This is a genomic window from Bradyrhizobium sp. CCBAU 11357 (assembly GCF_028128865.1).
In the GTDB taxonomy this organism is placed as follows: Bacteria; Pseudomonadota; Alphaproteobacteria; order Rhizobiales; family Xanthobacteraceae; genus Bradyrhizobium.
Genome location: NZ_LBJW01000107.1, coordinates 263,285 through 280,791 on the forward strand (window position 1 = coordinate 263,285; position 17,507 = coordinate 280,791).

At 65.2% G+C, this 17,507-nt stretch carries 15 protein-coding genes and 2 pseudogenes; 10 read left to right on the plus strand and 7 right to left on the minus strand.

Features of this window, described 5'->3' with window-relative positions; translation table 11 throughout:
• Positions 1-107: 107 nt before the first annotated feature.
• The 3 genes from tldD to XI05_RS26620 all read left to right on the plus strand — a co-directional run bounded on the left by tldD (position 108) and on the right by XI05_RS26620 (position 2,995).
• Positions 108-1,535 carry a metalloprotease TldD gene (tldD, locus tag XI05_RS26610; RefSeq protein ID WP_109145594.1) on the plus strand — a complete coding sequence of 476 codons (1,428 nt, stop codon included), beginning with the start codon at positions 108-110 and terminating at the stop codon, positions 1,533-1,535.
• Entirely contained in the window at positions 1,532-2,308 is a 777-nt protein-coding gene (gene lepB, locus XI05_RS26615; RefSeq protein WP_172786072.1) for a signal peptidase I, read from the plus strand. Before tldD ends, lepB begins: the two co-directional genes overlap by 4 nt.
• A 120-nt stretch (positions 2,309-2,428) precedes the next feature.
• Positions 2,429-2,995 carry a nucleotidyltransferase family protein gene (locus tag XI05_RS26620; protein ID WP_271507273.1) on the plus strand — a complete coding sequence of 189 codons (567 nt, stop codon included), beginning with the start codon at positions 2,429-2,431 and terminating at the stop codon, positions 2,993-2,995.
• Between the two features lie 124 nt (positions 2,996-3,119).
• Here the strand turns inward: XI05_RS26620 and XI05_RS26625 are convergent, their stop codons facing one another.
• The 3 genes from XI05_RS26625 to XI05_RS26635 form a co-directional block, all read right to left on the minus strand.
• The gene (locus XI05_RS26625; protein WP_271507275.1) at positions 3,120-3,686 is read right to left on the minus strand and encodes a PAN domain-containing protein; all 567 of its coding nucleotides are present in this window, start codon (positions 3,684-3,686) and stop codon (positions 3,120-3,122) included.
• Between the two features lie 116 nt (positions 3,687-3,802).
• Positions 3,803-5,173 carry a glutamate--cysteine ligase gene (locus XI05_RS26630; protein ID WP_271507277.1) on the minus strand — a complete coding sequence of 457 codons (1,371 nt, stop codon included), beginning with the start codon at positions 5,171-5,173 and terminating at the stop codon, positions 3,803-3,805.
• A gap of 102 nt (positions 5,174-5,275) precedes the next feature.
• Positions 5,276-5,770, minus strand: coding sequence for a MarR family winged helix-turn-helix transcriptional regulator (locus tag XI05_RS26635; RefSeq protein WP_172786076.1), 495 nt, complete (start codon positions 5,768-5,770; stop codon positions 5,276-5,278).
• A 141-nt stretch (positions 5,771-5,911) separates the two neighbouring features.
• On the opposite strand from XI05_RS26635, the pseudogene XI05_RS39565 reads away from it, so the two are divergent.
• The 3 genes and pseudogenes from XI05_RS39565 to XI05_RS26645 all read left to right on the plus strand — a co-directional run.
• Positions 5,912-6,125, plus strand: a pseudogene (locus XI05_RS39565) (glutathione S-transferase N-terminal domain-containing protein); the annotation flags it as partial.
• A gap of 254 nt (positions 6,126-6,379) precedes the next feature.
• Positions 6,380-6,688: a hypothetical protein gene (locus XI05_RS26640; protein WP_257187553.1), complete on the plus strand. Its 309-nt coding sequence runs from the start codon at positions 6,380-6,382 to the stop codon at positions 6,686-6,688.
• A 372-nt stretch (positions 6,689-7,060) separates the two neighbouring features.
• On the plus strand, positions 7,061-7,405 hold the full coding sequence (locus XI05_RS26645; protein ID WP_271507279.1) for a hypothetical protein: 345 nt from the start codon (positions 7,061-7,063) through the stop codon (positions 7,403-7,405).
• A 54-nt stretch (positions 7,406-7,459) separates the two neighbouring features.
• Here XI05_RS26645 and XI05_RS26650 read toward each other — a convergent pair whose 3' ends face one another.
• The 4 genes from XI05_RS26650 to XI05_RS26665 all read right to left on the minus strand — a co-directional run bounded on the left by XI05_RS26650 (position 7,460) and on the right by XI05_RS26665 (position 13,312).
• Positions 7,460-9,673, minus strand: a complete 2,214-nt coding sequence (locus tag XI05_RS26650) for an FAD-dependent oxidoreductase (protein WP_271507281.1) — start codon at positions 9,671-9,673, stop codon at positions 7,460-7,462.
• 156 nt (positions 9,674-9,829) lie between these two features.
• Positions 9,830-11,038, minus strand: a complete 1,209-nt coding sequence (locus tag XI05_RS26655) for an acetyl-CoA C-acetyltransferase (protein ID WP_172786079.1) — start codon at positions 11,036-11,038, stop codon at positions 9,830-9,832.
• Between the two features lie 55 nt (positions 11,039-11,093).
• Positions 11,094-12,884 (minus strand): acyl-CoA dehydrogenase C-terminal domain-containing protein, encoded by a 1,791-nt coding sequence (locus XI05_RS26660; RefSeq protein WP_271507283.1) that lies wholly within the window; start codon positions 12,882-12,884, stop codon positions 11,094-11,096.
• A gap of 41 nt (positions 12,885-12,925) precedes the next feature.
• Complete coding sequence (locus XI05_RS26665; RefSeq protein ID WP_271507285.1) at positions 12,926-13,312, minus strand: nuclear transport factor 2 family protein; 387 nt, start codon at positions 13,310-13,312, stop codon at positions 12,926-12,928.
• A 196-nt stretch (positions 13,313-13,508) separates the two neighbouring features.
• Between XI05_RS26665 and XI05_RS26670 the strand changes: the two genes are divergently transcribed.
• From XI05_RS26670 to XI05_RS26685, 4 genes and pseudogenes are all read left to right on the plus strand, one after another.
• Positions 13,509-14,096 (plus strand): PadR family transcriptional regulator, encoded by a 588-nt coding sequence (locus XI05_RS26670; protein WP_036020538.1) that lies wholly within the window; start codon positions 13,509-13,511, stop codon positions 14,094-14,096.
• A gap of 85 nt (positions 14,097-14,181) precedes the next feature.
• On the plus strand, positions 14,182-14,655 hold the full coding sequence (parS, locus tag XI05_RS26675) for a type II RES/Xre toxin-antitoxin system antitoxin (protein WP_212256129.1): 474 nt from the start codon (positions 14,182-14,184) through the stop codon (positions 14,653-14,655).
• Complete coding sequence (locus tag XI05_RS26680; protein WP_271507287.1) at positions 14,652-15,152, plus strand: RES family NAD+ phosphorylase; 501 nt, start codon at positions 14,652-14,654, stop codon at positions 15,150-15,152. Before parS ends, XI05_RS26680 begins: the two co-directional genes overlap by 4 nt.
• Before the next feature lie 464 nt (positions 15,153-15,616).
• Positions 15,617-17,507, plus strand: a pseudogene (locus XI05_RS26685) (hypothetical protein); the annotation flags it as partial.

The window sequence follows — 17,507 nt, forward strand, 5'->3', positions numbered from 1 at the left end:
GCTAATCTTGGCAATCCTTTTGTTTCCGTAATGTGAGGCTTCGCGCCCTCGCGGAACCGGTCCGAAACCATTATCTTGCCCCACATCTTCCGCTAATGGACGGACGCATGACCAATCCTGCCACGACCTCCCTGCTCGACCGCGCCAATCTCGACCGCGACCAGGTTCGCAGCGAGGTCGCGCGCGGGCTCTCGGGCGCTGACGACGGCGAACTGTTCCTGGAATACAGCCAGACCGAAGCGCTGATGTTCGACAATGGGCGGCTGAAGCAGGCGACCTACGACACCTCGCAGGGTTTTGGCTTACGCGCGGTCAAGGATGACGCGGTCGGTTACGCGCATTCCTCGGACGTGTCGCTGCCGGCGCTGATTCGCGCGGCGGACGCGGTTGCTGCCGTGCGCGGCGGCTACTCCGGCAGCTTCTCGGCGCCACCCCCGCATACCAATGTCCGCCTCTATGGCGACGACAATCCGCTGGACGCGCCGGGCTTCGAGACAAAAGTAAAACTGCTCGCGGAGATCGACGCTTACCTGCGCGACAAGGATCCGCGGGTACGGCAAGTCAGCGTCAGTCTGGGCGCAACCTGGCAGGTCGTCGAGATCCTGCGGCCCGACGGCGAGAGCTATCGCGACATCCGTCCGCTGGTGCGTGTCAACATCTCCGTCGTCGCCGGCCAGGGCGATCGCCAGGAGAGCGGCAGCAAGGGCTATGGCGGCCGCGCCGGCTATGCCGAATTCATCGAGAGCAGAAACTGGCGCGAGGCCGCCGACGGCGCGCTGCGCGAGGCGCTGGTCAATCTGGAATCGATCCCGGCTCCCGCCGGCGAGATGGACGTCGTCCTGGGCGCCGGCTGGCCCGGGGTGATGCTGCATGAAGCCGTCGGCCATGGCCTCGAGGGCGACTTCAACCGCAAGAAGACATCGGCCTTCGCCGGCCTGATGGGCCAGCAGGTCGCGGCCAAGGGCGTCACCGTGGTCGACGACGGCACCATTGCCTCGCGCCGCGGCTCGCTCTCGATCGATGACGAGGGCACGCCGACCAACCGCACCGTGCTGATCGAGGACGGCATCCTGGTCGGCTACATGCAGGACCGCCAGAACGCGCGGCTGATGAACATGAAGCCGACCGGCAACGGGCGTCGCCAGGGCTACGCCCATGTGCCGATGCCGCGGATGACCAACACCTACATGCTCGCGGGCGACCGCGACCCGGCTGAGATCATCGCCTCGGTGAAGAACGGCGTGTTCGCCGCGAATTTCGGCGGCGGCCAGGTCGACATCACCTCGGGCAAGTACGTGTTCCAGTGCACCGAGGCCTACAAGATCGAGAACGGCAAGATCGGAGCGCCGCTCAAAGGCGCCATGCTGATCGGCAACGGGCCGACCGACCTGCATCGCATCCGCATGATCGGCAACGACCTCGCGCTCGATACCGGCATCGGCACCTGCGGCAAGAATGGCCAGGGCGTGCCTGTCGGCGTCGGCCAGCCGTCGCTGCTGATGGAGCGCATCACGGTGGGTGGAACGGGCGCATGAGCATCGAAAAGGCAACGGTCACCCCGAAGCGGAAGACTAGCGGCTGGGGTGGCCAACTCGTGCAGCTCGCCGGCATCGTCGCCGCCGTGTTCATCGCCAAGGGCGCGCTCGCCGAGCCTTTCTACGTGCCGTCGGGCTCGATGGAGCCGACGCTTCTGATCGGCGATGCGCTGCTCGCCTCGAAATTCCCCTATGGCTACGGCACCTCGTCGCTGCCGATTCAGATCAGCCTGCCCGAGAGCGGCCGCGTCTTCGCGGAGACGCCGAAGCTCGGCGACGTCGTCGTGTTCCGCTGGCCCGGCGATCGTTCACAGGCCTGGGTCAAGCGCGTCGTGGGGCTGCCCGGCGACCGCATCCAGATGCGGCAGGGCCAGCTTTTCATCAACGACCGTCCGGCCGAGCTGAAGCCCGATGGCGTCGGCGCCGCCGAGGACGACCATGGCGGCAGCGAACCCGCCTATCGCTATGTCGAGACGCTGCCGAACGGTGTCTCGCACCTGATCTTCAAGATGCGCGACAGCGGTCCGCTCGACAACACGCCCGAGGTGACGGTGCCGGCGGGGCATTTGTTCGTGCTCGGCGACAACCGCGACAATTCGGCCGACAGCCGCGTGCCGCTGCGCTCCGGCGGCGTCGGCCTGTTGCCGATCGACAATCTGATCGGCCGTGCGGACGCAGTGGTCGGCTCCTGGGATCTCGGCATGCGCAGCCAGCCGGTGTGGACCTGGCTGTCCGGATTCAGGCTGGCGCGGTTCTTCACCGCCGTCCACTGAGCGGTAACGTAGATCGTAGGGTGGGCAAGGCGGAAGCGTGCCCACCACGTCTGTCGTAACGTGGAGAGATGGTGGGCACGACGCGCGAAGAGCGCGCCTTTGCCCACCCTACGATTTCCGATGACCCGCGACGAATTCCTCGCGCTCGCCCTACGCAATTCGGTCAACGCCGCGATCCTCGACGAGCTGCACCGGCTTGCACTGCCGGATGCGTGGCTGGTGTCGGGATGCCTGGTGCAGACGGTGTGGAACGTGCTCACGGGGCGCCCGATCGATCACGGCATCGCCGATTACGACGTGTTCTATTTCGACCCCGACACATCGTGGGAGGCCGAGGATGCGGTGATCCGCACCCTCCATGCGCGCCTCGCGCATCTCGGTGCCAAGATCGAGGCGCGCAACCAGGCCCGCGTGCACGTGTGGTACCCCGCCAAGCACGGCCTGCCCTATCCGCCGCTGAGCAGCTCGAGGGAAGGCATCGACCGCTTCCTCACCCAGAACACGCAAATCGGGGTGAGACGCACGGGCGATGGCTACGATATCTACGCGCCGCACGGCTTCGACGATGTCGTAGGGCTGATCACGCGCCCCAATCCGGGTGCGAATTTCTCTGCGGCGAACTATGCGGCGAAGGCGTCGCGCTGGAAGGCGCTGTGGCCCGAGATCACGGTGGTTGCAGCGGAGTGAGATCTCGTAGGGTGGGCAAAGCGAAGCGTGCCCACCACCTCGTGCAATGGCTGAAAGATCGTGGGCACGGCGCTGCGCGCCTTTGCCCACCCTACGACAGCAATGACGGCGGTGAGAGCTGCGCCTATCGCACCACGCCCGACGTGAACCCCGCCTTCCTTCGCGGCGGCTTGATTTCCTTTTTCAGGAAACAGCGTGCCTCACGGCCGGTGTAGCCAGGGCGGGCATAGGTGAAGGCGCGGCATTTGTTGTCGGCGGTGCAGGCGGCCTTGCAGGCCTCGACGCCGTCGCCGTCCTTGATCTCGAAATTGCGCAAGTCGCCGCCGGGCCGGTCGATCGACGTCTCGACGCCCTCGACGCGCGGCTCAATCACGCCGGCGCCGCGCACCCCGGAGATACAGCAACTCCCCGGCACGCGCGTCGGCACAGTGTTCTTCAGCCAGCACACCGCCGAGCCGCCTTCGACGTCGGGATAGTTGAAGCTCCAGGAGCGGCAGCGGCGATCGCGCTCGCATAGCAGCGCGCAATCCTCGGGATCGCCCGAGGTGACGGGCGTACTGAAATAGTCGCCGCCCGGCCGATCGAAGGCGGTCTGGGCAGGCGCCGGCACGCTCGCAAATGCAAGCAAAAGCAGCGTGACACATGCCCCGGCGCTGGCCATGACGGCCCCGGACAGGCGGCCCTTCCCCATCGGAACAGCTTTCGAGTTATTGACGACGCTCAGGTTTTTTCAGCCGGTCATTTGATCGCCGCAAACCTGTATGGGCGATGAACGGCTGAAATCCAGGATCTCTGGGTCTCAGAGGTCTAGAACGCGTATTCCGCGTAGGCTGGTTCCACCGAGCCCTTCCAGGGTCCGCTGAATTTATCCAGCATTTCCTCGGCCGGCGTCCGGCCGGCGTCGATAATGCGGTCGAGCGGCTCGAGATGCCGCGTTTCGTCGCGGCCGAGCTGGTCGATCCGGCCGCGCCGGCGCAAGCCGGCATGGGCCAGAATCAGGCACTCCTTGGCAATCTCGAAGAGGTAGCGGTCCTTGATCCGCGCCTTGAAGCCCATGCGCGGCACGTCGTCGCGCAGGGCCTGGCGTTCATGCGAGGTCCAGTGCTTCACCAGGTCCCAGGCGGCATCGAGCGAAGCATCGTCGTAGAGCAGCCCGACCCAGAACGCCGGCAGTGCCGGCAAGCGGCCCCACGGGCCGCCATCGGAGCCGCGCATCTCGAGATAACGCTTGAGCCGCACTTCGGGGAAGATCGTCGAGAGGTGGTTGGCCCAGTCCGACAAGGTCGGACGCTCGCCGGGAAGATTGTTGTTGCGGCCGTTGAAGAAGGCGCGGAACGAGGAGCCCGAGACGTCGATATATTCCTCGCCGCGCTTGACGAAATACATGGGCACGTCGAGCGCGTAATCGACATAGCGCTCGAACCCCATGCCGTCTTCGAACGCCCACGGCATCATGCCCGAACGGGCATTGTCGGTGTCGCGCCAGATTTCGGAGCGGAAGGAGAGGAAGCCGTTCGGCTTGCCCTCGGTGAACGGCGAATTGGCGAACAAGGCGGTTGCGACCGGTTGAAGCGCGAGCGAGACGCGCAGCTTCTTGACCATGTCGGCTTCGGAGGAGAAGTCGAGATTGGTCTGTACCGTGCAGGTCCGATACATCATGTCGAGGCCGTATTGACCGACCTTCGGCATGTAGTTGGTCATGATCTTGTAGCGGCCCTTGGGCATCACCGGGATGTCGGCGCGCGACCAGGACGGCGTCATGCCGAGCCCGAGGAAGCCGATGCCGAGCGGCGTTGCGATCTCGCGCACCTGCGCCAAGTGCGCCATCAGCTCGCTCTGGGTCTGGTGCACGTTCTCGACCGGCGCGCCGGAGAGCTCGAACTGTCCGCCGGGCTCGAGCGAGATCGCGCCGCCGCCGGTGACATCGTAGAGGCCGATGATGTTGCCCTGCTCCATGATCGGCTCCCAGCCGAGCAGGAGCTTCATGCCTTCGAGCAGCGCGCCGATGCCGCGCGCGCCCTCGTAAGGCACCGGACGATGGCCGTCGAGCGTGAACGGCGTCTTCTCGTGCTCGGTGCCCATGCGGAATTCGGACGGGTCCTTGCAGCCGGCCTCGAACCACGCGACGAGCTCGTCGCGCGATTGCAGGGGCGTCATATCGATCTGGTCTCGCGCCATATCAAACTCTAATCAAAAGCGCTTCGACCGAACGCGCGCGGGTGACAGGGACGGCCCGCGAACCCACCGGGGGGTGCACGGGCGAGCGGATTTGCCGCGCGATCATCGCGACGGCATGCTTTCGTTGGCGGCGGCGGGCGGCAGTTTCATCTCGCCGCAGGAGCAGCCCAGGCGGTCGAGCAGATTGCTGAGTTTGACGGCGTCGGCATCCGACAGCTTCGAACCGACATATTTCTCGATCGCGGCCGAATAGGCGCCCCACATCCGCTTCTGCAGCTCGCGGCCGGCTTCGGTGATCTCGACGAACTGGCCGCGCTTGTCGATCTTGCATTCGCGCCGCGAGGCGAGGCCCTCGTCGACCAGGCGGTCGATCAGCCGCGAGGTCGAATATTGCGGGATGAGCATCTGCCGCTCGAGCTCGACCGGCCGCAGCTCGCCCGAGGGCGCCCGCGACAGTTCGAGCAGCGCATCATACCAGGCCAGCGGGGGGAAGCCGGCCTTCTTCAAGTCCTGCTCGACGCAATCGAGCACGCGGCTCTGCACCCGCATCAGGCGGATCCAGGCGGCGGTTGCCTCGGTCGATGGTTTGCGTTTCATGGTCCCGCTCAAGCTCGTCGCCCGTCTCTTACTCCATTCGATGCACCTGCATCAATCTTGACTATTTCAAGCAGGTGCATGTAGTCGTTCTTTCGGCCGAACCAAGCGTCAGGGGAAGGAAATTCCTCGAAACCGGACGGTTTGCCCGGTGTGTGCCCGCCGTCTCCCCACATCGTGCTCCTGGAGGCCGGCCCGCCCTATGGCCTGGTCGAGGTCGGTATCGGCGCCAAGAAGCCCCGAAATGGTGAGGATTATCTGAAGCTGAGCCCCTTGGGGCCAGGTTCCTCCGCTGGGCCTCGACAGCAATGAGATCGTGACGGAAGGCCAAGTGATTGTCCAGATGATCGCCCATCAGGTCTGGTCCGCCGTTCGCGAAGCACGACCGGTGGGACGACGAAGAGCCGGATCGATGATTCGGCTCTTTGCTTGCGTCATTTGCTAAATCCGAAGATGCGCGATGCGCTGACGCCGATTTTACGAGCATTGTCCGGGTTAACAATAACTCCGCGTTGTGCGCTCCCGAGGACGTCACCATCCTTGTGAGAGCAATGCTCTTGGCTCAGCTTCAGCGCGGGACAGGACGCTGACCGTCGGACCGGAAAAACTATCGTGGCGACTGTACTCCTCCTCCTGCTCGCGAGCGCAATCACCGGCTTGGCGACAGGGCTATTCTTTCGGGTCTGGACCCTATTGCTGGTCTCGCCGGCGACTGCGATCCTTGCCGCGACGGTTCTTCAGACCTCGGGCTTTGGATTCTGGACAGGCGTTCCAATCGTCGTCGGTTGCCTGATTGCCGGCCAGGTCGCCTATTTGGCGGCGACGTTCTACGTGCACAGAGGTGAGCTTTCAGTGCAGGACGAGATCGACGGCGAACCAGGCAAGCACGGCCAACGCCACATCAAAGACGAGGACGAGTAGGACCAGGCCGACCCACGAAGGAATTTTTCTGCGCCACCGGAGGAGCGGGCGGCGCAGCCACGGCCGACCAAGCAGCAACAAGGGGGCGTATCTTACCGCAACGCCGGCTGCGCTGTCTTGAGACACCGTGGAGATCATTGCGGGACACCTTCAATGCCGATGGGCCATCCGGTCGTTCATCAGCAAGAGCGGTGCCAGGGTGGAGCGAGCGTGGCCGGGGTGGAGATTGAGTGCTGGTATGGGACGGAAGCGCATCAAGCCGTGTGACAAGGCACAAGGCAGAGCGGCCAAGTCGATGATCCAGCCCCTTCATCGTGAACCACTTGATCAACGGCAACGTCGAAGGAACATCCCCAGGAGACAATTGCCTCCATGAACATGATCGTCCTCATGACCGCCGCCGGCGCGCCGCTTGCGATGCTCGGGCTCTCGACGCCGGTGGCGCCGGAGCGCAATTGCATCTTCATGATCCATCCGCAGATCACCTCGGCCGTGTTCGAGAGCAAGGAAGGCAAGATCGTCTTTCCGGACCGGCCGACCGAATATCCCTGTCGCTACGCCAAGACGAAGAGCGGCGCGGACATCGCCTTCACCAACCAGAATGGCTGGCGCTTCGAGGTGCGCATCGGCCGCGGCGACGAAGGCAGCTGGAAGGCCAGCCTCGCCGACGATGCAGTATCGGGCCGCGCCTTCTCGCCGTTCGGCGAGCGCAAATGAAATGGCCGGATCGATGATCCGGCCATTTGTTTCTGCGTGGCCCCGACGCTTCCGTCAGGCCGCCGCCTTCTTCGGCGCGAAACGGCCGTAGAAGGTCTCACCTTTCGCCGCCATCTCTTCCAGGAGCTTCGGCGGGGTGAAGCGCGAGCCGTATTTCGCCTCCAGCTTGTGGCAGAGCTCGACGAACTTCTTCGTGCCCATGAAGTCGATGTAGGACAGCGTGCCGCCGGTGAACGGCGCGAAGCCGAAGCCGAGGATCGAGCCGACGTCGGCTTCGCGCGGATCGGTGATGACGTGATCCTCGACGGTGCGCGCGGCCTCGACCGCCTGCACCACCAGGAAGCGCTGCTTCAGCTCCTCGATGTCAAGCGTATCGGGGTCGAGCTGCTTCGGCTGCAGCGCGGAGAGACCCGGCCAAAGGCTCTTCTGGCCCTTGCCCTTCTCGGGGTAATCGTAGAAGCCCTTGCTGTTCTTGCGGCCGAGACGGCCCTGCTTCTCGACCATCTCCACCATCAGCTTCTTCTGATCGGGATTGATGGCATTGGGGCCGAGGTCGGCTTCGGTCGCCTTCATGATCTTCAGGCCGAGGTCGAGTGCGACTTCGTCCGACAGCGAGAGCGGGCCGACCGGCATGCCGGCCATCTTGGCGCAGTTCTCGATCATCGCGGGCGGCACGCCCTCCAGGAACATCTCGTTGCCTTCGGCGACGTAACGGCCGACGCAGCGATTGGCGAAGAAGCCGCGGGAGTCGTTGACCACGATCGGCGTCTTGCCGATCTGGCGGACATAGTCGAGCGCGGTGGCCAGCGCGACGTCGCCGGTGTTCTTGCCGAGGATGATTTCGACCAGCATCATCTTCTCGACCGGCGAGAAGAAGTGGATGCCGATGAACTTGCCCTGATCCCTAAAGCTCTCGGCCAGCGAGGTGATCGGCAATGTGGAGGTGTTGGAGGCGAAGACCACGTCGGGCTTCAGATATTGCTGCGCCTTGGCGAAGGTCTCCGCCTTGACCTTGCGGTCCTCGAACACGGCCTCGATGACGAGGTCGACGTCCTTCAGCGCGGCATAGTCCGCGGTCGGCGTGATGCGCGCGAGCAGCGCTTCGGCGTCCGCAGGCTTGGCGCGGCCCTTCTTGATCTGCTCCTCGATCACCTTCTGCGCATGCGCCTTGCCCTTGTCGGCGCTCTCCTGGTCGCGGTCGATCAGGACGACGTCGAGGCCGGCGCGCGCCGAGACGTAGCCGACGCTGGCGCCCATGAAGCCGGCGCCGATCACGGCGATCTTCTTCACCTTGGTTGCGGGAACATCCTTCGGACGGCGCGCGCCCTTGTTGAGCTCCTGCATCGACAGGAACAGGCTGCGGATCATCGCGGCCGCTTCCTTCGAGCGCAGCACCGAGGTGAAGTAGCGCGACTCCACGCGCAGCGCCGCGTCGATCGGCAGCTGCAGGCCTTCATAGACGCAGCTCATGATCGCCCGCGCGGCCGGGTAATTGTCGTAGGTTTCGCGGCGATAGATCGCGTTGCCGGCCGGGAACATCATCATGCCGGCCTTGGAGAACACCGGACCGCCCGGGAGCTTGAAGCCCTTCTCGTCCCAGGGCGCGATCGCCTTGCCGCCGCCCTTGATCCAGTCCTTCGCCGCCTTGATGAGATCAGCGGCCGGAACGATGGCGTGGATCAGGTTCAGCGCCTTGGCCTTCTCGACCGTGACCGGATCGCCTTTGAGCAGGATCGTCATCGCGTCCTGCGGCGGCACCAGGCGCGGCACCCGCTGCGTGCCGCCGGCGCCGGGGAAGAGGCCGACCTTGACCTCGGGCAGGCCGAGGCGGGTCTTGGGATTCTCGGCCGCGACGCGGTAGTGGCAGCACAGCGTGATCTCGAAGCCGCCGCCGAGCGCGAGGCCGTTGATCGCCGCCGCCCACGGCTTGCCTGAGGTTTCGATTCCGCGCAGCACCTGCGAGAAGCGCCGGCTCTGGTCGAACAGCATCTGGTTCGCCGCGGTCTCGCCCTGCTCCTTGAGAACCTTCGCATAGGCCTGATTCATGCCTTCGAGCATGGACAGATCCGCGCCGGCACAGAACGCTTCCTTGGCCGAGGTGATGACGACGCCCTTCACCGCAGCATCCGCCGTGGTCGCCTTGACGATAGCGTCGAGTTCGTTCGTGGAGGTCTCGTCGAGCACGTTCATCGAACGGCCCGGGATGTCCCAGGTGACGAGCGCGATGCCGTCTGCGTCGGTCTCAACCTTGAAGTTCTTGTACGACATGTTGGTTGCTCCTCGGTGCCGCAGCCGATCTCAGGCGCGGCGGTTGACTTAAGATCTCGTAGGGTGGGCAAAGGCGCTCTTGCGCCGTGCCCACCATCATTTGCGAAAGACAGCAGTGGTGGGCACGCTTCGCTTTGCCCACCCTACGGCAGCCCATTACACCCGCTCGATGATGGTCGCGGTGCCCATGCCGCCGCCGATGCACAGCGTGACGAGGGCGGTCGACTTGTTGGTGCGCTCGAGCTCGTCGAGCACGGTGCCGAGGATCATCGCGCCGGTCGCCCCCAAGGGATGGCCGAGCGCGATCGCGCCGCCATTGACGTTGATCTTGGCATTGTCGATGTCGAAGGCCTGGATGTAGCGCAGCACGACCGAGGCGAAGGCCTCGTTGAGCTCGAACAGGTCGATGTCCGACTTCTTCATGCCGGAACGCGCGAACAGCTTTTCGGTGACGTCGACCGGACCGGTCAGCATCATCGCCGGCTCCGAGCCGATGTTGGCGAAGGCACGGATTTTTGCGCGCGGCTTCAGGCCGTACTTCGCACCCGCTTCCTTGCTGCCGAGCAGCACGGCGCCGGCGCCGTCGACGATGCCCGAGGAATTGCCGGCATGGTGCACGTAATTGACGCGCTCGATCTCCGGGTGCGACTGGATCGCGACGCCGTCGAAGCCGCCCATCTGCGCCATCATCGTGAACGAGGGCTGCAGCTGAGCCAGCGACTGCATGGTGGTCGAGGGACGCATATGCTCGTCCTTGGCGAGGATGGTGAGGCCGTTGATGTCCTTCACCGGCACCACGGACTTGTTGAAGCGGCCTTCGTCCCAGGCTTTGCCGGCGCGCTGCTGGCTCTGCACGGCGTAGGCGTCGACGTCGTCGCGCGAGAAGCCGTATTTGGTGGCGATCAGGTCGGCCGACACGCCCTGCGGCATGAAGTAAGCCGGCACCGCCATCGAGGGATCCATCGGCCAGGCGCCGCCGGAGGCGCCGATGCCGACGCGGCTCATCGATTCGGCGCCGCCGCCGATCACCAGCTCATGCTGGCCGCTCATGATCTGCGCCGCGGCGAAGTTCACGGCATCGAGGCCGGAGGCGCAGAAGCGGCTGATCTGCACGCCGGGCACGGCCTCGCCGAGACCGGCCTTCAGCGCAGCGAAGCGTGCGATGTCGGAGCCGGCTTCGCCGACCGGATCGACCACGCCGAGCACGACGTCATCGACGGAGTCCTCGGGAAGGTTGTTGCGGTCCTTCAGCGCCTTCAACGGCACGGTCGCGAGCGCGAGCGCGGTGACTTCGTGCAGCGCGCCGTCCGCCTTGCCGCGGCCGCGCGGGGTGCGAACGTGGTCGTAGATGAATGCCTCAGGCATGACGCCCTCCTGATGTGATGTTCGATACGATTGGGAGCAGGCAGCGGAAGCAGGCTCAGAACGCTTCCGCCGGCAATTCCATGATGGTGGCGCAGCCGGCCTGGATGCGCGCCAGATTGGCGGCGGTCTCCGGCAGCATCCGCTCCATGAAGAAACGGCCGGTGACGAGCTTGGTCGAGAGATAGGGCGTCGCCCCGCTCTCGGCAATCTTCCCTAGCGTCACCTTGGCCATCCGCGCCCACATGTAGCCGAGCGTGACGAAGCCGAAGAGATGCAGGTAATCGGTTGCTGCAGCGCCGGCATTGTCAGGCTTTGCCATCGCGTTCTGCATCAGCCAGGTGGTGGCCTGCTGGAGATGGCCGAGCGAGGTCGAGAGCGGCGTGATGAAGGGCTTGAGCGCCTCTTCGCCGCCATTCTCCTTGGCGAAGGTCATGACCTCACCGAAGAAGGCCATGATGGCGCGGCCGCCGTCACGGGGCAGCTTGCGGCCGACCAGGTCGAGCGCCTGGATGCCGTTGGCGCCTTCATAGATCATGGCGATGCGCGCATCGCGCACGAACTGCTCCATGCCCTGTTCGGCGATGTAGCCGTGGCCGCCATACATCTGCTGCGCCTGCACCGCGTTGGCGAAGCCGTAATCGGTGAGGAAGCCCTTCAGCACCGGCGTCATCAGGCCCATGTGATCGTCGGCGGCCTGGCGGTCCTTCGGGTCCTCGGAGCGGTGGGCGACGTCGCTCTTCAGCGCGGTCCACATCACGAAGGCGCGCGCGGCCTCGTTGAAGGCGCGGATCGAGAGCAGCGTGCGGCGCACGTCCGGATGCACGATGATCGGATCGGCCGGCTTGCCAGGCGCCTTGGCGCCGGTGAGCGCGCGACCCTGGATGCGCTCGCGGGCATAGGCGACCGCGTTCTGGTAGGCGACCTCGGACTGCGCGAGGCCCTGCACGGCGACGCCGAGCCGGGCCTCGTTCATCATCACGAACATGCCCTGCATGCCCTTGTTCTCTTCACCTATCAGCCAGCCGGTGGCGTTGTCGTAGTTCATCACGCAGGTCGAATTGCCGTGGATGCCCATCTTGTGCTCGATCGAGCCGCAGACCACGCCGTTGCGCTGCCCCACCGAACCGTCGGCGTTGACCAGGAACTTCGGCACCACGAACAGCGACACGCCCTTGATGCCGGCCGGCGCGCCCTCGATGCGGGCGAGCACGAGATGGATGATGTTGTCGGCGAGATCGTGCTCACCGGCCGAGATGAAGATCTTGGTGCCCGTGATCTTGAAGCTGCCGTCGGCCTGCCGCACCGCCTTGGTGCGGAGCATGCCGAGGTCGGTGCCGCAATGCGGCTCGGTGAGGTTCATGGTGCCGGTCCATTCGCCGGCCACCATCTTCGGCACGTAGGTCTTCTTCTGCTCCGGCGAGCCGTGCACCAGAAGCGCCGCGGTCGCGCCCATGGTGAGGCCGCCATACATCGAGAACGCCATGTTGGCGGAGATCTGGAATTCGTTGACGGCTTGCGAGAGCGTCACCGGCAGGCCCTGGCCGCCATATTCGGTCGGCGCCGACAGGCCGAGCCAGCCGCCCTCGACGACCTGCTTGAACGCTTCCTTGAAACCCTTCGGGGTGGTGACGCTGCCGTTTTCACTGCGCTTGCAGCCTTCGAGATCGCCGACGCGGTTGAGCGGCTGCAGCACCTCCTCGGCGAGCTTGGCGGCTTCGCCGAGAATGGCCTCGCGCACGTCGCTCGACGCATCGGAGAAGCCGGCGAGGTTGTCGTAGCGGTCGATCTGGAAGACGTCGTTGAGCAGGAAGTTCACGTCTTCGACGGGGGCTTTATAGATCGGCATGGGGGTCTCCCGGCGTAGGGCTTTTAGGGGTGATGTTGAGCTTATGATTGGGCGGCGGCAAGCTGCTCCGCCATCAGGCGGTGCAGCATGTTGATCGCCTTGAGCGGACGCACCATCACCTTGAAATGGGTGATGCGTCCCTCGGTATCGAAGCTGATGATGTCGACGCCGTTGATCTCGATGCCGTCGATGACATTCTTGAATTCGAGCACGGCGCCGCGGTCGCTCTTCCATTCACCGACATAGGTGAAGCCGGGACCGCCGAGCACCTTCTCGGCGCTGGAGAGGTATTTGAAGGTGATGTCGCGGCCGGCTTGCGGCGTGTGCACGACGGGGCTTTCGAACACGGCGTCGGGATGCAGGAGGTCCCAGAGCGCGGCGCGGTCGTGGGACTTCATGTAGGCGTACCAGGAATCGAGGCCGGTCATTCTCAGGTGCCTCCCTAGGCTAAGGGCAAAAGTCTCGAAAACAACCCCATGCACAGTAGAGATGTGATTGAATTCGCTTGATTATTCAGTCGGGCCTTTGGCCCGCCTGCACGCTGCCTCATATGCACATTGACGCATATGCGCCGATGCGCATAAAGTCAAGCAGCTTGGTCAAACCTCAGAAGGAAGGCCAGTCATGGCACTGGGCGACGCAATCCTCGCATGCCTGACGGAACGCCCGATGACGGGCTACGAGCTCGCCAAGACGTTCGATTCCTCGATCGGCTTCTTCTGGAAGGCCGACCATCAGCAGATCTACCGCGAGCTCTCCAAGCTGCGCGACCGCGGCTACATCCAGGGCCGCGAGGTGGTGCAGTCAGGCAAGCCCAACAAGCTGATTTATACGCTGACTCCCGAGGGCCGAACAGCACTGCGGCACTGGGCCGCGCGGCCAAGCACGCCGCCCTCGATCAAGGACGACCTCCTGGTGCGGCTGCATGCGCTCGACAGCATCGACATCGAGCCCATGCGCACCGACCTGATGGCCCGCCTGGAGCACCATCGCGACCGCCACGCCAATTATGAGCGCATCCTGAAGAAGCGCTTTCCCGACGGCACGGCGGAAGGCCGGCTCGACCTCGGCAATCTGCTGCTGCTCCAGCTCGGCGCCCGCCATGAGCAGATGGTGGCCGATTTCTGCGAGGAGGCACTGGAGGCGCTGTCGGCGATGAGCGGCAAGGCCACCGTGGTGCCGATCGAGGATGGCAAGCGGGAGAAGGGCTGAGACGCGGGGCAGGCGTCCAGTCCCGCCTACTTGAAAGCTGTTGCGACACTTGTCATATTGAATACGACAAGTGGCGAGACCACCCATGAACCAAGTCGCTCAATCTCCTGACGTGGCCCGGCTGGCAGCAGTTGCCCGACTTCTCGGAGGGACCGCCACCTTCCGGAAGATGCCGCGGAGCCCGCTGGAGGCTCACGAAATCCTCTTGAACGGACTTCCGTCCAAGGCGCTGCTGCATTTCGTCGACAACCTCGTGTTTCTGCGCTGGGACGATTCCTTCGCCAGGGCGATCGGAATGAGCCACCGCACCTATCAGCGCCACACTGCGGAAAACATCAGGCAGCTCAGCCCCGAGCAGAGCGGCCGCGCCTGGAAGCTCGCCGAGATATTGGCCAAGGCAACGGCGGTTTTCGGATCGAAGGATGAGGCCGAGCAATGGCTTGAGCGCCCGGCGATCGGCCTCGATCAGCGCAAGCCGATCGACCTGCTGGCGACGCCCGCCGGCGTCGAGCTCGTCGAAGAGCTTCTGGCGCGGCTCGAATACGGCGTTTACGCGTGACGCCGCTTCCGGCCGCGCTCGGAGGCTCCGAGCTGGTGGCCTGGCGTCTGGATCAATCCAAATATGCAGCGACCTGGGACAGCGGAGAGGGCGCGTTTCTCGTCGGTGGTCGCTGGAACAGCAAAGGCGTTCGCGCGGTGTATTGTTCGATCGATCCCGCGACGGCGATCTTGGAAGTCGCCGTCCATAAGGGATTTCGCGCGTTGGACATGGTGTCCCATGTGATGACGTCCGCGACCATCGATCCGGCCGGCGTCTTCGTGGTCGAGCCCGACACTGTTCCAAATCCCAATTGGCTGAGACCAGGCATACCCAGTGCCGGCCAGCAGGCATTCGGGGATGAGCTGCTTGCAAGACACAGCTTTGTCGTGATCCCGAGTGTGGTCTCGACGGCAAGCTGGAACCTGATCTTCGCCGCAAATGCCGCCGGCGCCTACAAGCTGCGATCGCAGGACCCGTTTGCGCTGGACACGCGCCTGCATCCCCCGGGCCGCTAGACTAGGCGCGCTCTCCGATGAGCGGCAAGGCCACGGTGGTGCCGCTGGAAGGACGGCAAGCGCGAGAAGGGCTGAGGGCGCGGGCCAAAGGTACGGCGTGCTGCCGCCACATCCACCGGTGTCATGCCCCGCGAAGGCGGGGCATCCAGTACTCCGTGACGGCGCGGCTGGAATCGAGCCGCCGCGGCGTACTGGATCGCCCGCCTCCGCGGGCGACGACTGCGGAGCGTGTGGCGAGAGCACGCCGCCTAAAGGTGCAGCGACGTCACTCCCGGCAGCCCAGTTCCCGCCGCCCAACTTTAAGACAGCCGCGCCGCGTTCCTTAACCCGTTATTTACCGTAACAGGAAAAAGTCGGTTTTCGAGGCAGACGACCCGCGCCAAATTCGATTGTCTTTACAACCGGCACGCGTGGGGAAGCTGGAGGCGCCGGGTGGGGTGCCGAAGTCGGAACCGGACAGAGTCATGAATTCGCGCGTATCGTGGAGTGTTGACGGCATCGATCCATCCGTCCGGGAGCGGGCCGAGGCTGCTGCGCGTCGTGCCGGCATGTCGCTCAACGAATGGCTGAACTCCACGCTCGGCGAAACTGCCCCGCCCAATTTTCGCGGACCTTACGATCAGCGTCCGCAGCACGTGCCGAGCCAAGGACCGAGTCAGGAGAGCCGCGAAGTCGCCGACATCCACCAGCGGCTCGACGCGATCACCCAGCAGATCGAGCGGATCTCGAAGCCCGCCCCGCGCCAAGACTCCTCAAGACAAGACTCCTCAAGACCAGACGTTTCGCGCGAGCAGGGCGTCGCGCGCCAGCTCAACGACGCAATCTCGCGGCTCGACGCGCGCCTGTCGCAGATCTCCCGCCCGCAGCGGCAACCGCCACAGCCTCAGGCCCCGCGCCCCACCCCGGCCGAGGCGCGCCAGCGCCAGGCCGATGCCGTCGAGCGCGCAGCCGCGCAGGTCTATCGCAGCTCACCACCCCTGAGTCCGGCTTCGTTCGACGTCGCGGTCGCCGAGATCACAGCGCGCCAGAGCGAGCTCGACGGTTTTGCGCCGAGGCAGATGCCGCCGCGTGCCGCGCCGTCGCTCGCGCCAACGGCTGCTTATGCGCCGCCGATGGCGCCACCCGCCCCTGCCTACGCGCCGCCGCCACCGCAGCCGGATTTTTCCTCGCTCGAGCGCCATCTGCTCAAGATCACGAGCCAGATCGAATCGCTGCAGCGGCCGGACAATACCGAGCAGGCCATCAATGCCTTCCGCAGCGAGCTGGCCGAAATCCGCGCCGCCATCACCGAGGCGATGCCGCGGCGCGCGATCGAATCGATCGAGAACGAGATCCGCTCGCTGCATCGCCGGATCGACGAGACCCGCTCCAACGGCACCGACGGGCAGGTTCTCGCCGGCATCGAGCGCGCACTGTCCGACATCAAGCAGGTGCTGCGCACGCTGACGCCGGCCGAGCAGCTCACCGGCTACGACGAGGCGATCCGCAATCTCGGCGCCAAGCTCGACCTGATCCTGCGCGCCAATGACGATCCCTCGACCGTGCAGCAGCTCGAGGGCGCGATCTCGGCGCTGCGCGCCATCGTCTCCAACGTCGCCTCCAACGAGGCGCTCGCGCGTCTGTCCGAAGACGTGCAGCTGCTGTCGTCCAAGGTCGACCAGATCACCCGCGCCTCCGGCAACGGCGACAGCTTTGCGGTGCTGGAGCAGCGCATTGCGGCGCTCACGGCGGCGCTGGAAACGCGCGAGCGGCCGCAGCCGTCCGAGAGCACCGAGCATCTCGAAGCTGCGATCCGCGCGCTGTCGGACCGTTTCGACCGCATGCAGGTCGGCAACGATTCCGCCTCGACCTTCGCCCATCTCGAGCAGCGGGTCTCGTATCTGCTGGAGCGGATCGAGGCCGCGGCCGATCCGCGCAACGGCAATTTGAGCCGCGTCGAGGACGGGCTGCACGACATCCTCAGGCACCTGGAACGGCAGCAGGCGACCTATGCCGCGCTGGCCGAGAGCCGCAACTCCGCGCCGCCGCCCGATTCCGGCATGGTCGATCTCGTCAAGCGCGAGCTCTCCGACATCCGCTTCAGTCAGGCCGAGACCAACCGGCACACCCAGGACTCGCTCGAGGCCGTCCACAGCGCGCTCGGCCACGTCGTCGATCGCCTCTCGATGATCGAGGGCGATCTGCGCGCGGTGCGCATCGCGCCGCCTCCCCCCGCCCCGCAGCCGATGCCGATGCCGATGGCGGCGGCGATGGAGCCGGCGCCGATGGCGCGCGAGCCGCGGCAGCAAGCGCAAGCACAGCCGCCGAAATACGATCCGAAGCCCGAGCTGCCCAATCCCGCTGCCGCGCAGCCAG

Bases quoted from the DNA above. Each gene is read 5' to 3' on its own strand.
- XI05_RS26635 (WP_172786076.1), bottom strand. From the start codon at position 5,770: ATGAAACGCAAACCATCGACCGAGGCAACCGCCGCCTGGATCCGCCTG.
- XI05_RS26650 (WP_271507281.1), bottom strand. From the start codon at position 9,673: ATGTCGTACAAGAACTTCAAGGTTGAGACCGACGCAGACGGCATCGCG.
- tldD (WP_109145594.1), top strand. From the start codon at position 108: ATGACCAATCCTGCCACGACCTCCCTGCTCGACCGCGCCAATCTCGAC.
- lepB (WP_172786072.1), top strand. From the start codon at position 1,532: ATGAGCATCGAAAAGGCAACGGTCACCCCGAAGCGGAAGACTAGCGGC.
- XI05_RS26655 (WP_172786079.1), bottom strand. From the start codon at position 11,038: ATGCCTGAGGCATTCATCTACGACCACGTTCGCACCCCGCGCGGCCGC.
- XI05_RS26665 (WP_271507285.1), bottom strand. From the start codon at position 13,312: ATGACCGGCCTCGATTCCTGGTACGCCTACATGAAGTCCCACGACCGC.
- parS (WP_212256129.1), top strand. From the start codon at position 14,182: ATGAACCAAGTCGCTCAATCTCCTGACGTGGCCCGGCTGGCAGCAGTT.
- XI05_RS26660 (WP_271507283.1), bottom strand. From the start codon at position 12,884: ATGCCGATCTATAAAGCCCCCGTCGAAGACGTGAACTTCCTGCTCAAC.
- XI05_RS26625 (WP_271507275.1), bottom strand. From the start codon at position 3,686: ATGGGGAAGGGCCGCCTGTCCGGGGCCGTCATGGCCAGCGCCGGGGCA.
- XI05_RS26630 (WP_271507277.1), bottom strand. From the start codon at position 5,173: ATGGCGCGAGACCAGATCGATATGACGCCCCTGCAATCGCGCGACGAG.
- XI05_RS26645 (WP_271507279.1), top strand. From the start codon at position 7,061: ATGAACATGATCGTCCTCATGACCGCCGCCGGCGCGCCGCTTGCGATG.
- XI05_RS26670 (WP_036020538.1), top strand. From the start codon at position 13,509: ATGGCACTGGGCGACGCAATCCTCGCATGCCTGACGGAACGCCCGATG.
- XI05_RS26620 (WP_271507273.1), top strand. From the start codon at position 2,429: ATGACCCGCGACGAATTCCTCGCGCTCGCCCTACGCAATTCGGTCAAC.